Origin of the sequence: Christiangramia echinicola DSM 19838, from assembly GCF_000423065.1 — a bacterium.
Taxonomy (GTDB): Bacteria; Bacteroidota; Bacteroidia; order Flavobacteriales; family Flavobacteriaceae; genus Christiangramia; species Christiangramia echinicola.
This window is the reverse complement of the sequence record NZ_AUHG01000010.1, coordinates 443,771-456,737: the sequence shown is the minus strand read 5'-3', so window position 1 is coordinate 456,737 and position 12,967 is coordinate 443,771. Positions and strand designations below refer to the sequence as shown.

General features: G+C 37.0%; 14 protein-coding genes. 9 read left to right on the top strand and 5 right to left on the bottom strand.

Going from position 1 to position 12,967, the window contains the following annotated elements; genetic code table 11:
- Positions 1-52: 52 nt before the first annotated feature.
- Entirely contained in the window at positions 53-2,194 is a 2,142-nt protein-coding gene (locus tag G530_RS0102550; protein WP_026933035.1) for a glycoside hydrolase family 97 protein, read from the bottom strand.
- 62 nt (positions 2,195-2,256) lie between these two features.
- Positions 2,257-3,399 (bottom strand): cystathionine gamma-synthase, encoded by a 1,143-nt coding sequence (locus tag G530_RS0102545; RefSeq protein ID WP_026933034.1) that lies wholly within the window; start codon positions 3,397-3,399, stop codon positions 2,257-2,259.
- A gap of 93 nt (positions 3,400-3,492) precedes the next feature.
- Here G530_RS0102545 and G530_RS0102540 point away from each other — a divergent pair, with 93 nt between their 5' ends.
- The 3 genes from G530_RS0102540 to G530_RS0102530 are packed head-to-tail and all read left to right on the top strand — an operon-like array spanning position 3,493 to position 5,565.
- A complete protein-coding gene (locus G530_RS0102540; RefSeq protein ID WP_084519368.1) occupies positions 3,493-4,284 on the top strand; it encodes a DUF3298 and DUF4163 domain-containing protein in 792 nt (263 codons plus the stop codon).
- A gap of 35 nt (positions 4,285-4,319) precedes the next feature.
- Positions 4,320-4,673 carry an arsenate reductase family protein gene (locus G530_RS0102535; protein ID WP_026933032.1) on the top strand — a complete coding sequence of 118 codons (354 nt, stop codon included), beginning with the start codon at positions 4,320-4,322 and terminating at the stop codon, positions 4,671-4,673.
- Entirely contained in the window at positions 4,666-5,565 is a 900-nt protein-coding gene (locus G530_RS0102530) for a DMT family transporter (protein WP_026933031.1), read from the top strand. Before G530_RS0102535 ends, G530_RS0102530 begins: the two co-directional genes overlap by 8 nt.
- A gap of 224 nt (positions 5,566-5,789) precedes the next feature.
- On the opposite strand, the gene G530_RS0102525 is transcribed toward G530_RS0102530, so the two are convergent.
- Together G530_RS0102525 and G530_RS0102520 are read right to left on the bottom strand one after the other, a co-directional pair.
- Positions 5,790-6,434, bottom strand: coding sequence for a hypothetical protein (locus G530_RS0102525; protein ID WP_026933030.1), 645 nt, complete (start codon positions 6,432-6,434; stop codon positions 5,790-5,792).
- A gap of 6 nt (positions 6,435-6,440) precedes the next feature.
- Positions 6,441-6,938, bottom strand: a complete 498-nt coding sequence (locus tag G530_RS0102520; RefSeq protein ID WP_026933029.1) for an acyl-CoA thioesterase — start codon at positions 6,936-6,938, stop codon at positions 6,441-6,443.
- 81 nt (positions 6,939-7,019) lie between these two features.
- On the opposite strand from G530_RS0102520, the gene G530_RS0102515 reads away from it, so the two are divergent.
- The 4 genes from G530_RS0102515 to nadD all read left to right on the top strand — a co-directional run bounded on the left by G530_RS0102515 (position 7,020) and on the right by nadD (position 10,090).
- Complete coding sequence (locus G530_RS0102515; protein WP_026933028.1) at positions 7,020-7,985, top strand: YheT family hydrolase; 966 nt, start codon at positions 7,020-7,022, stop codon at positions 7,983-7,985.
- Between the two features lie 78 nt (positions 7,986-8,063).
- Entirely contained in the window at positions 8,064-8,921 is an 858-nt protein-coding gene (locus tag G530_RS0102510) for a YicC/YloC family endoribonuclease (RefSeq protein WP_026933027.1), read from the top strand.
- The gene (gene gmk / locus G530_RS0102505) at positions 8,922-9,509 is read left to right on the top strand and encodes a guanylate kinase (protein WP_026933026.1); all 588 of its coding nucleotides are present in this window, start codon (positions 8,922-8,924) and stop codon (positions 9,507-9,509) included. It begins immediately after the preceding gene.
- Entirely contained in the window at positions 9,506-10,090 is a 585-nt protein-coding gene (gene nadD / locus G530_RS0102500) for a nicotinate (nicotinamide) nucleotide adenylyltransferase (protein WP_026933025.1), read from the top strand. Before gmk ends, nadD begins: the two co-directional genes overlap by 4 nt.
- Positions 10,091-10,234: 144 nt before the next feature.
- Here nadD and lysM read toward each other — a convergent pair whose 3' ends face one another.
- The gene (lysM, locus tag G530_RS0102495) at positions 10,235-10,723 is read right to left on the bottom strand and encodes a peptidoglycan-binding protein LysM (RefSeq protein ID WP_026933024.1); all 489 of its coding nucleotides are present in this window, start codon (positions 10,721-10,723) and stop codon (positions 10,235-10,237) included.
- A 355-nt stretch (positions 10,724-11,078) separates the two neighbouring features.
- On the opposite strand from lysM, the gene G530_RS0102485 reads away from it, so the two are divergent.
- Together G530_RS0102485 and G530_RS0102480 are read left to right on the top strand one after the other, a co-directional pair.
- Positions 11,079-12,074, top strand: a complete 996-nt coding sequence (locus tag G530_RS0102485; RefSeq protein WP_026933023.1) for an NAD(P)H-dependent glycerol-3-phosphate dehydrogenase — start codon at positions 11,079-11,081, stop codon at positions 12,072-12,074.
- Positions 12,075-12,195: 121 nt separating this feature from the next.
- The gene (locus G530_RS0102480) at positions 12,196-12,816 is read left to right on the top strand and encodes a hypothetical protein (protein WP_026933022.1); all 621 of its coding nucleotides are present in this window, start codon (positions 12,196-12,198) and stop codon (positions 12,814-12,816) included.
- Positions 12,817-12,967 lie beyond the last annotated feature (151 nt).

The following is a 12,967-nucleotide window of genomic DNA, read 5'->3' as shown; positions in this document are numbered from 1 at the left end:
CCTGATATTAAGAATTATTAAAAAGCCCTGCGATCGCAGGGCTTTTTTTATTTTATAACTTCTTCAAGTCTTTGATTTCAGATTTATCTGCTTCCATAATACTAATGGCGTAACCACCGCCCGGAGCCGATTTTTGAGATAATTCAGACTTACTGTTAACTCTGTATTTCTTGATCTCATAGGCCTGCGGATTCGTTTTATAATGCGCATCTGCAGCATCTGAATATACCGTGGCTATATACTTCTTTCCCTTTTCCAGGAAATCAAATTTTATCTTCGAAGTCCTAACTTCATTTCCGTTCACATTTCCAACAAACCAGTTTCCACTACCTTTTTCCTTTCTGGCAACGGTAATGTAATCTCCCGGCTCAGCTTCAAGATAAATACTTTCATCCCAATCAAGCGCTACATCCTTAATAAACTGAAAAGCATCAGGGAATCTATTATAATTCTCAGGAAGATCGGCTGCCATTTGCAATGGACTGTACATGGTTACATACAATGCCAACTGGTTTGCTATCGTACTATTCACGTGAGAATTATTGTCTGGATTCAGTTTGCTGATATCCATTTCAAATATTCCCGGTGTATAATCCATTGGTCCACCAATCAACCTGGTAAATGGTAGAACGGTTACATGATTTGGCTTGGATCCTCCGAACGCTTGAAATTCTGTACCCCTTGCAGATTCATTTCCTATAAGGTTTGGGTAAGTTCTTCTTAATCCTGTAGGACGAACCGCTTCATGAGCATTCACCATCACTTTATAATCTGCTGCCTTTTTCACCGCATAAAGAAAATGGTTCACCGCCCATTGCCCATAATGATATTCACCTCTGGGGATGATATCTCCAACGTATCCGCTTTTTACGGCAGGATAGTCATATTTATTCATGAATTGATATGCCGTATCCATATGACGCTCATAATTTCTAATTGCGCCTGAAGTTTCATGATGCATGATCATTTTCACACCTTTACTTTGTGCATAATCATGAATAGCCTCTACATCAAAATCTGGATAAGGAGTTACAAAATCGAAAACATAATCTTTAGATTTTCCAAACCAGTCTTCCCAGCCTTCATTCCATCCTTCAACCAGAACGCCATCAAAACCATGTTCCGCAGCAAAATCTATATATTCCTTTACATGATCTGTATTTGCAGCATGCTTTCCGTTAGGCTTGGTTTTAGAAAAATCTGTTTCTCCTAACTTCACAGATGGTAACTCATCTGTATAATTCCAACTGCTTTTACCAGTGATCATTTCCCACCAAACTCCAATATACTTCATGGGCTTTATCCATGAAGTATCTTCAATCTTATTGGGTTCATTCAGGTTCAGGTTCATATTAGAAGACAGGATATCCCTGGCATCATCACTTACCATTACTGTTCTCCATGGAGAAACAGCCGGTGCCTGAATGTAACCTTTATTACCAACAGCATCTGGAGTTAACCATGATTCAAAGATCAAATTCTCGTCGTCCAGGTTCAAATTCATCAAAGAGTAATCTATTAAGGCTGCTTCATGAAGGTTGATATACAGGTCATCTTCAGTCTTCATCATTAGCGAGGTCTGCACCCCGGTTTTTGAAAACTGTTCCTGGGAAGCATTATCTGTAAGGGCTACATCAAATTTACCTCTGATCTCTGAAAGTTTTGACTCGGTATAATCATATTCCTGAGAATCATAATCTCCCGGAATCCAGAAAGCAGTATGATCTCCAGTCATTGCAAATTGTGTACGTTCTTCTTCGATCACAAAGTAGACCAGCTTGTCTTGCTGCGGAAATTCATATCTAAAACCAAGACCATCATTAAAAAGTCTGAATCTTATCACCAGTTTTCTTTCCGTAGAAGGCTGATTAAGGCTAACCACAAGTTCATTGTAGTGATTTCTAATTTCTTTTGTTTCTCCCCAAACCGGTGTCCAGGTATTATCAAAAGTAGATTCATCTGTAGATTCGATTGCAAAACCTGAAAGTAGATCTTCCCTGTCCTTTAATGAGAGGCCCAGTTTACTAGTTTTAATCACTTCCTTTCCTTTGTAAGAAAGGGCATAAACAGGAATACTGTCTTCCTGAACTTCAAATTGCATTTCCAGGTTTCCATTTGGAGACTGAAGGCTTTGCGCAATACTATAATTAACTGCGAATAAACAAAAAGTAACGTAGAGTAAAATTTTCTTCATGGTTGGTTTAAAAGTAAAAACCCGGTTAATCCAGGCCCTGATTATAGATATTTATTATAAAATTATCCGATAGCTTGTTTCAGGTCTAAGATAAGATCTTCCTCATCTTCCACGCCCACACTTAGCCTGATTAGAGAATCTACAACTCCTGTTTTCTCTCTATCCTCCTTAGGAATAGAGGCATGCGTCATAGTTGCCGGGTGCCCTGCAAGGGATTCTACCCCTCCAAGAGATTCGGCAAGCGTAAACACCTTCAGTTTTTCAACTAATCTGGTAGCACTTTCCAGGGTGTTCTCTTTAGTAGAAAAGGAGATCATCCCTCCAAAACCTGACATTTGTCTTTTTGCGATATTATGATTTGGATGATCTTCAAATCCAGGCCAGTACACTTTATCGATTTTTGGGTTCGATTTCAAAAATTTAGCAACAGCTTCACCATTTTCACAATGACGTTGCATTCTAAGATGAAGGGTTTTTATGCCACGTAATACCAGGAAACTATCTTGTGGCCCACAAATGGCGCCACTAGCTTTTTGAATGAAATATAATTTTTCTGCCAGTTCTTTATCATTAACCACAAGGCATCCCATTACAACATCACTATGCCCGCCAAGATATTTGGTCGCGCTATGCATAATAATATCTGCACCAAGATCCAGTGGTTGCTGAAGATACGGAGTCGCAAAGGTATTGTCTACCGCAAGTAAAAGATCATGTCTTTTAGCAATACTAGAAACCGCCTCAATATCAATGATATTCATCATAGGATTGGTTGGAGTCTCTATCCAGATAAGTTTTGTCTTCTCATTGATATAATTTTCAATTGCTGACGCATCCTGCATCCCGATAAAGTGAAATTTTATACCCAGATCTTCAAAGATCCTGGTAAACAATCTGTAGGATCCGCCATAGAGATCATTTGTAGTGATGATCTCGTCACCTGGTTTAAAAAGCTTCAATACTGCATCTATCGCCGCGAGTCCGGAACCAAAAGCCAGTCCAAACTCTCCATTTTCGATACTAGCCACAGACTTTTCCAAAGCTGACCTGGTTGGGTTACCACTTCTGGAGTATTCAAATCCTTTATGACCTCCCGGAGTGCTCTGGGAATAAGTACTTGTTTGATAGATTGGAGGCATTACAGAACCATATGCAGGGTCTGTATTCTCCTGGCCACCATGTATTGTTTTAGTATTGAATTTCACTTCCGTAAAAATTTGAAAAACAAATGTAGTGAGCCCGTTGGGCAATCACAAAATTGCCTTTACCTTTATGCTGTTATTTAACACCTAATTATTGTGAGAAGAATTTTGTTTGCCTTTATCGCTGTATTCCTTGTTATTTCCTGCGCAGACGAGAAAAAGGAAAATGAAGAAAACGAAATTAAGGCCCTTTCCTTTTCTTCCAGGACCATTGAAAAAAGACTGAATGATTGCCTTCCTGAAAATGGAGAATGTACTTTCATAAGTCTGACCTATCCAGTTGCTGAAGATGGAAACGGGGAAGCTGAAAAGATAAATAATGAGATCGAAGATATTATAGTTCGCACTATAGATTTTCAGGATGAAGGACACTCTGAAAAGCCGGAAGAATTAGCTGAGAATTTCATCAGGGATTACAAGGAAACCGCCAATGATTTTCCGGAATATGAACTACCCTGGGAAGCAACGGTTATAGGAAAGATCAATTATAGATCACCTTCTATAGTTTCTATTAAATTCAATACAGATATGTTCACGGGTGGAGCCCATGGATACCGCAGCACGAACTATCTTAATTTTGATCCTGAAACCGGTAAAGCTCTTAAAGAATCTGACCTTTTCAATTCAGATTTTATAGATTATGTAGAGAAGGATTTCAGGCAAAAAAAGAATATTCCCGTGGATACAAATATCAATAGTACCGGGATGTTCTTTAAAAATGATGAATTCCACCTACCTGCTAATATTGGGATCAAGAAAGATGAAATCATCTTGCATTATAATGCTTACGAAATAGCTCCTTATTCCGCAGGAAATTTTATTCTAACGTATCCCAAGTCCGAAATCGAACAATACCTGAAGATCAACGAAGAAAAACCTCAGATCTAGTAAAAATAAATCTTTCGAATTGAAATATGCCGGTTATGAAAAAAGTGTATCATCTGTCTACCTGCGACACCTGTAAAAGAATAATTGAAGAACTTGATCTTCCTGAAACTTTTATTTTTCAGGATATAAAAACTGAAGAGATCACTCCTGAACAACTTGAGGAAATGCACGCTCTAACCGGAAGTTACGAAGCCTTATTTAGCAAGAGAGCAAGACTATATAAAGAAAGGGATCTTAAGAATAAAGATCTGAATGAAGCAGATTATAAAAACCTGATCCTGGAACATTACACTTTTTTAAAGCGTCCGGTCATCATTAAGGAAGATGAAATATTTGTAGGAAATTCAAAGAAAACAATAGCTACGGCTAAAGAATCAATTCATGGATAATAGCCGATTAATGGCTATCCTGGCCGCCTTTGCTGCAAGTGCGATCTATGGTGTAAACCATACTATTGCCAAAGGTCTTATGCCTTTATATATTGAACCTTTCGGATTCATTTTATTAAGAGTTACAGGAGCTGCTATTCTATTCTGGATCATTAGTCTTTTCGCCCCTAAAGAAAAGATAGCAACCTCAGACTGGCCAAGAATTTTAGGCTGTGCGGTCTTTGGAATGGTGATCAACATGCTATTCTTTTTTAAAGGCCTAAGTCTTTCCACACCAATAAATAGTTCGGTAATTATTACATTATCCCCTGTAATAGTTCTTATTCTTGGGTCTATACTTATTAAAGAACGCATAACTCTACTTAAAACCCTTGGGATCATCATTGGAATGGGCGGAGCTCTGGTACTGGTTCTTTTTAGCAAAGGAGAGAATTTCAACGCACCTAATATTCCCCTGGGAAATATTCTATTTATCGTAAATGCCTTTTCTTACGGTCTATACCTCATCCTGGTAAAACCTTTAACTAAGAAATATCATGCGATCACTTTAATGAAATGGCTTTTCCTTATAGCGATCTTTATCAATCTCCCGGTTACATATACAGAATTCATGGCGGTAGACTGGCCTAATTTGCCTTTTGACGCCGTCTGGAAAATGGGATTTGTGGTTCTCGGCACTACTTTTATGACCTATTTGCTGAATATATATGCGCTAAAACAATTGTCGCCATCAACTATAAGCGCATTTATTTACCTCCAGCCATTGATCGCCATCACATTTGCAATTTCAGTGGGAGCAGATAAGCTTACCTTGATCAAAGGGTTGGCTGCAGTATTAGTATTTATAGGGGTTTATATGGTTAGTATCAAAAAGACAACTGTAAAATCTTAGTACTTACTAAAGTTCAAAATCGTCATTGGTCCAAGAAAATCCAGCTATTGTAAGAATAATTACTAGTAAGCCTACAACTGAAATTTCGATATTGGCAGGGTGAAAGCTGAATAATTTTTGCCTGAAATTTATTGATATCATCTCTATTGATCTGGTAGCCTAGAAATTATATATGATTTATTCCTGAAGATCCTTTATAGGATTCATCAGGGGCAAGAAACTAACTAATAATCTATTTCGGAAATGATACGTGGAAGCTCCTTTTCAATATCTGAATTTTCAATGCCTTTTTTTGTACGGAAGTAATCTATCAATTCAGAATCTTTAAGATCATAAATTTCATTCATTCCTTTAAGGATCGTAGTTAGATACGTAATATCTGGAGCATTTAATTCATCCTCTAAACAGACCTCACTGGTAAAGGAAACTACCGGCTTTCCCTGGATTTCTCCCAGGTAAAGCAATAGTCCATATCTCCCATCGGTAAAACAATTATAACTTCCTTCTTTCTTGAGCTTATCAAAATCAATGAAAATCTCACCTTCAAACTTAAGCTCCTGTCTTACCAGATCTATAAACTGGCCGGAATTTATAAGGTAGGTTCTACCAAAAGTCCTTGCTGTAGCGTCTTTTTCAGGCTTCAGAAAACAAATACCTCCACCATTCCAGGTTGGGGACTCCTTAGCAAAATACATTTCATGATCTATCGTGATCTTTCTACTTTGCTTAGGCTTAGACTTATCTGTGCACCCAATAAAGTGTTTAAGAGCGCCCGGTGGCGTACCCCCATTTATATAACAGAGAAACCGTTCTTCCCGGATATTAGAACCATAACAAGCATACCATACTTCATCAATTCCTTCAGCCATAAAATTTTAGAGATCTTTTAATTCTTCTGGAGAAAGGTTTTCAGGTCTTTTTCCATATTTGCGGGTATCTTCTTTAGTAAGGATCCTGAAGTCCCTGGTTTTGGGAGTGTGATCTAATTGATCAAAAAGTTCCTTAGGTAAAGTGGTTAACTTTCGCTCCTCAAGATCTATCCATGAACCCATCATTTCACATGAAGCGCAGTTATTCCCTTTATGATCGTAGATCTTATGAATAAATTCAAAGTACATTCCATCTTTAGATAGTCCGCTTAATTCCAGAGTTACAGTAACAGGCTCCCCGGCAAAAATTTCTTTAAAATAATAGATATGCTCATAAAAAACGATGGGCCCAAGATTGTAATGAGAAAGCTGTTTCTGCCCGAATCCATTTTCAGTTAAAAAACCCATTCTGGTATGGCTCATAAAATTGATGAAAGCTGAATTTGCCAGGTGCCTGTTAGCATCCAGATCGCTCCATCTTATTTCGAATTTCTTTGTATACATATCTTCAATTTATTCAAAACTACCAATAATTCTTATGCGTGCATACCTTATTTTACCTAAGTTTATATTAAAATTAAAAAGATGCCGGTCCTTACAGGAAATTATGTTCCCCCGGGAATTTTTAAAAATGCCGATGCCTCCACTATCTATGCCGCTACCTTAAGAAAGGTAGATATTTCTGAATATAAAAGAGAGCGGATAGAACTTAGCGATGGTGATTTTTTAGACCTGGATTGGAGTTATTCCAGCGATGAAAATTCTGATAAATTGGTTATCCTTTTACATGGTCTGGCTGGAAAAACAGATCGTCCTTATATGAAAGGAATGGCTCGTGTATTCAATTTTAAGAAGTGGGATGCTTTAGCCATGAATTTTAGAGGATGCAGCGAAGAGTTAAACCGACTTTTTAAAAGTTATCACGCCGGTGCCAGTGACGATCTTGCCGAACTTTTTGCGCATGTTCTCGCCTTAAACAAGTATAAGAAGATAGCTCTTGTTGGTTTTAGCCTGGGCGGAAATATGTTAATGAAATACCTTGGAGAAAACCGAACCAGACCAACAGAGATCATTGGGGCTGTTGGGGTTTCAGTTCCATGTGATCTGGCGGGTTCATTGGGTGCAATTAATAAGATGCGGAATTTTGTATATTCCAAAAGGTTCGAATTAAATCTAAAACAACATCTTAATTTAAGAGCAGAAAAATTCCCCGAACAACTTAAAAAAAGTGATATTTCTAATTGCAACTCACTCAGGGATATTGATGATTTATATACTTCAAGGGCTCATGGATATAAAAATGCGGCCGACTATTATGAAAAAACCAGCGCTCTTCAATTCCTTGAGGGCATAGAGGTACCTACATTCATGATAAATGCTGAAAATGACAGTTTCCTTTCTGAAAAATGTTATCCATATAAGATGGCTGAAAATTCAGAATACCTGCATCTTGAAGTCCCGCCATATGGAGGTCATGTAGGATTCGTGACTAAAACCAGTACTTATTATCATGAAAAAAGAGCTCTGGATTTCATGGAATCCCTTTTGTAATTTAGGTTTATAGGGACTCGATTCAATTGGAGATGCTATAGAATTGATTATCTTTGCGCAAGCATTTAAAATTCAGGCATGATTCAATCTATGACAGGCTTCGGGAAAAGCGTTACTCAAATTCCCAATAAAAAAATCACCGTAGAGCTTAAGTCTCTAAACAGTAAGAATTTTGACCTGAATGCGCGCATTCCTTCCCAGTACAGGGAAAAGGAGTTAGACCTTCGGAATATTATTTCAAATTCTCTTGGCCGTGGTAAAGTAGATCTTTCTATCTACGTAGAATATACTGGTGAACAAACTTCTACAAATGTAAATACCGAAGTAGTAAAAAACTACATGGACCAACTTAGGGATATAGTGAATGCCAGTGAGGTTGAACTATTGAAAATGGCCGTAAAAATGCCCGATTCCCTAAAAACGGAAAGAGATGAGATAGATGATGAAGAATTCAAAGCAATTGAAGGTGCAGTAAAAGATGCTCTTACCGAAATCAACAGCTTTAGATCTGATGAAGGTGAAGCTCTCGAAAAAGATCTTTCATTAAGGATCGCCAATATAAATAATCTACTTGCTGAAGTTATTAAAATAGACCCAGATCGTGTTGATGCCGTAAGGGAAAGACTTAGAAAAGGTATCGAAGAGATCAAAGAACAGGCAGATGAAAACCGCTTTGAGCAGGAGATCGTTTATTATATTGAAAAATTCGATATTACTGAAGAGAAGGTAAGACTGGATAACCATCTTGAGTATTTTCAGAAAACACTGGATTCTAAAGACTCAAACGGAAGAAAACTAGCCTTTATTTCTCAGGAAATTGGTCGTGAAATAAATACTATAGGTAGTAAATCCAACTACGCACCGATGCAGCAGCTAGTGGTGCAAATGAAGGATGAACTGGAAAAGATTAAAGAACAAATTCTAAACGTACTCTAAATGAGCGAAGGGAAACTTATCGTATTTTCTGCTCCTTCGGGATCTGGTAAAACAACGATAGTACGTCACTTATTAAGGCATCAGGAATTAAAGCTGGACTTTTCTATTTCAGCCACTTCCCGTGAACCCAGAGGAAATGAGGTAGATGGGAAAGACTACTATTTTCTATCATTAAAGGACTTTAAGCAAAAGATCAAGAATGACGATTTCCTGGAATGGGAAGAAGTTTATCGTGATAATTTCTACGGCACCTTAAAAAGCGAAGTTGAACGTATCTGGAAAGAAGGGAAACATGTGATCTTTGATATTGATGTCGTGGGAGGCCTGGATATTAAAAAGATCTATCCAGAGAATACCCTGGCTGTATTCGTAAAACCGCCGAGTATCGAAGAATTAAAGATCCGTCTTAAGAAGCGAAAGACCGAGAGTGACGATAAGATAAATATGAGAGTTGCAAAAGCATCAATTGAACTGGCAACGGCACCTCAATTTGACTTCATCATTGAAAATAATCATTTAGGCACTGCTTTAAAAGAAGCTTACAGCCTGGTTTCTAATTATGTTGGAGCTGAAAAACCAGAGGAATGAATAGAAAGGTAGGCTTGTTTTTTGGAACCTTTAACCCTATTCATACCGGCCACCTGATCATTGCCAATCATATGGCTGAATATTCAGATCTGGAAGAGGTCTGGCTGGTAGTTACTCCTCATAATCCGCTTAAGAAAAAAAGCAGTTTATTAGATAATCATCAAAGACTCGAAATGGTTTATAAAGCCTGCGAGACCTATGAAAAGTTAAAACCAAGCAATATAGAATTTGGCCTTCCACAGCCAAATTATACGGTAAATACACTTGCTCATCTTCAGGAAAAATTCCCTACAAACGATTTCTGTTTAATAATGGGTGAAGACAACCTGAAAAGCTTTCATAAATGGAAGAATAATGAAGTAATACTGGAAAATCACGAGATATATGTATATCCCAGAATTGCTGAAGGAATAGCAGATCCAACTTTACTACACAATCCTAAGATTACAAAGGTGGATGCTCCAATTGTGGAGATCTCGTCAACTTTTATTCGTAAATCTATAAAGGAGTCCAGGAACGTGAGACCGTTACTGGATCAAAAAGTCTGGGAATATATCGACCTGATGAATTTCTATAAATAATAAGTGAAAGACTGTTTAAAAATCTATTTTGAATCTTCAATTTAGCTGATTGATCCTACTTTTTTCATTGTGGAACTACAAGCTATAGAACGTCGTCTGCTCTCAGTTTAACATTCTCAAAATTTTCAAACAGTCTTTTGTTATTTATCTTTTATCGCCAAGTGGCGGTATTCTTAATACCTGTCCAGGATAAATCTTATCTGGATCCTGTAACATTGGCTTGTTCGCTTCGAAAATCAATGGATATTGATTAGGGTCTCCATAATGTTCTTTGGAGATCTTACTAAGAGTATCTCCTCTTTCTACTGTATGGAATACAGCTTCTGGCTCTGTATTTTCAACATCCATCCTGTCATCTACCTGAGAAATACCTTCAGAGTTTCCAACAACCAGAATGATTTTTTCTCGTGTGGCCTGATCTAACGCTCTTCCAGATACTACGGCCATATCATTTTCAATATGAATTTTTAGATTTTCAGCTTTTAAATTCAAGTCTGCAATTGTTTCCTCCAGTTTCCTTGCAGCCTTATCATTTACTTTTGTTTCATCCATTGTACCAACTTCGGTTGTATTAGGTTTATCGATTCCAAAAATCTTCTTACCTGCATCTTTAATAAATGAAAATATACCCATTATATTGATTTATAGTTAGTTATTAAATGTACAAAAGTGAACTAAGTTTTGAAGCCTGCGTACTCCTAAAGTTTTCCAAAAAAAATTAATCTCAAATTAAAAAAACCGCTTCTAACGAAACGGTTTTTTCAACTAAATAACCAACCAAAAAAACTAATGTTCTACAAATAAAAGATTGCAAGTAGAACAATTAGATAACGGAAGAGTTCTACCTAGATTGTATATTTCTACAGTTAGCTTTGTTAAAGTTTAGAGATCAATTTATTGTGAAATTCGCAATGAAAATTCCTAAAAACAGCAAAAACCTTTATATCCCTGTAAAATTGATTATTTTTGGGACAGAGAATGTAATTATATGAATAAAGCTCCTAGTTTTGGCGTTATTGGTGGTGGTAGCTGGGCTACTGCAATAGTGAAAATGTTATGTGAGAACCTCGAGGAGGTTAACTGGTATATGCGCAGTGTTTATGCCCTTGAGCACATCAAAAAACAGGATCACAACCCCAATTATCTTAGTTCGGTAGAATTTGATAATGAACAGCTAAATCTTAGTAATGATATTAATGAGGTCGTTGCAGCTTCAGAATATATAATTTTTGCCATTCCTTCTGCCTTCCTTAAAAGAGAACTAGATAACCTTAAGGTATCATTAAGCGATAAGGTTGTTTTTTCAGCAATTAAGGGTATAGTCCCTGAGACCAGTCTTATTGTAGGAGAACATTTCAATGAATTTTTTGATGTTCCTATGGACAATATTGGCGTTTTAACCGGGCCTTGTCATGCTGAAGAGGTTGCGCTGGAAAGATTGTCTTACCTAACGGTTGCCTGCCAGGACGAAAAAAAGGCTGAAATAGTTGCCGGATACCTGGGAAGCGATTATATAACATGTAAAATTAGTGATGATGTAATTGGAACAGAATATGCCGCTGTCCTCAAAAATATTTATGCCATTGCTGCTGGAATTGCACATGGCCTGGGTTACGGAGATAATTTTCAGAGTGTTCTTATGAGCAATGCCATAAGGGAAATGAAGAAATTTATCAAGAAGGTGCATAAGATGAAACGGAATATTAATGACTCCGCCTATCTTGGTGATCTATTAGTAACTGGATATTCAGTATTTAGCCGAAACCGTATGTTTGGTAATATGATTGGTAAGGGTTATACCGTTAAAAGCGCTCAAATGGAGATGAGTATGATCGCTGAAGGCTATTATGCTACAGAAAGCGCCTATAAAATTAACAAGGAGAAAAAAGCGAAAACGCCAATTATCAATGCTGTTTATGCCATCCTCTATGAAGGCAAGAACCCTAAAAAAGTCTTCGAAAAGTTAGTAGACAAATTAGATTAAAATAGGTTTTTTCCTACGTCCTTCAGGCTAAAATACTGACTAACATACATTTCAGCGATTTTATGTAAAAGTTATAGATTTTAATATTACTTTTACAGCAACAAATCTAATAACCAACTTTATGAAAACTAAATTCTTAAGCCTGGCCTTAATTGGCGCATTGGCCTTCACTTCATGTCAGTCTGATATTAATTCTGAAGATCCTCAGGAAGTAAATGATATTCAGGAATCTTTGAAGGAGAAAAAGCATGACGTAAATAAATGGCATGATGAGCCATTTTTTATTGATGGAGGTCTGAAATTGCATGAACCTGGTTTTTTTCAGGGAGCTTTAGCCAATTGTGATACTTACGCACATTATGAAGGTGGAAAAAATTTAACTGTATTACAAAATTCTCCGCAGTCATATCATGGTGAAGTAGATGTAACTTCTATCGCCATCAATGATCAATTGAATATTTGCGGTACTCTATCTGTAAATAAGAATGTAGTGGTAAATTACGGAGGGATATTTAACCTTGGTGGAGAAATGATCGCTGAAGGTGATGTGAAAGTTAATCACAATGGTCATCTTGTAATAGAAGGGAAGGTCGTTATCAAAGGAGATCTAGTTCTTAATGACGGCGCTTTAGTAAGGTTTCTTGGAACAGAGAGTGCTATCGAGGTACTAGGAAAAACAAAAATCAATAAAAACGTTACTTTCGAAGGAGAGTTCAACGATGTTTCCAATAAAATAAAATAAGCACAGTAAGACTTCAATAAAAAAAAGCCGTTCAATGAACGGCTTTTTTAATGCGAAGAATTCTCTTACCAGATGTTTCTTACATTTTAACGAAAAAGCGTACCATTCAACTAGTTTATCTTTTCTATCTCGGTTTAATTACTATTTTTAT

Bases quoted from the DNA above. Each gene is read 5' to 3' on its own strand.
- gmk (WP_026933026.1), top strand. From the start codon at position 8,922: ATGAGCGAAGGGAAACTTATCGTATTTTCTGCTCCTTCGGGATCTGGT.
- G530_RS0102480 (WP_026933022.1), top strand. From the start codon at position 12,196: ATGAAAACTAAATTCTTAAGCCTGGCCTTAATTGGCGCATTGGCCTTC.
- lysM (WP_026933024.1), bottom strand. From the start codon at position 10,723: ATGGGTATATTTTCATTTATTAAAGATGCAGGTAAGAAGATTTTTGGA.
- G530_RS0102550 (WP_026933035.1), bottom strand. From the start codon at position 2,194: ATGAAGAAAATTTTACTCTACGTTACTTTTTGTTTATTCGCAGTTAAT.
- G530_RS0102510 (WP_026933027.1), top strand. From the start codon at position 8,064: ATGATTCAATCTATGACAGGCTTCGGGAAAAGCGTTACTCAAATTCCC.
- G530_RS0102515 (WP_026933028.1), top strand. From the start codon at position 7,020: ATGCCGGTCCTTACAGGAAATTATGTTCCCCCGGGAATTTTTAAAAAT.
- G530_RS0102485 (WP_026933023.1), top strand. From the start codon at position 11,079: ATGAATAAAGCTCCTAGTTTTGGCGTTATTGGTGGTGGTAGCTGGGCT.
- nadD (WP_026933025.1), top strand. From the start codon at position 9,506: ATGAATAGAAAGGTAGGCTTGTTTTTTGGAACCTTTAACCCTATTCAT.
- G530_RS0102520 (WP_026933029.1), bottom strand. From the start codon at position 6,938: ATGTATACAAAGAAATTCGAAATAAGATGGAGCGATCTGGATGCTAAC.
- G530_RS0102525 (WP_026933030.1), bottom strand. From the start codon at position 6,434: ATGGCTGAAGGAATTGATGAAGTATGGTATGCTTGTTATGGTTCTAAT.
- G530_RS0102530 (WP_026933031.1), top strand. From the start codon at position 4,666: ATGGATAATAGCCGATTAATGGCTATCCTGGCCGCCTTTGCTGCAAGT.
- G530_RS0102535 (WP_026933032.1), top strand. From the start codon at position 4,320: ATGAAAAAAGTGTATCATCTGTCTACCTGCGACACCTGTAAAAGAATA.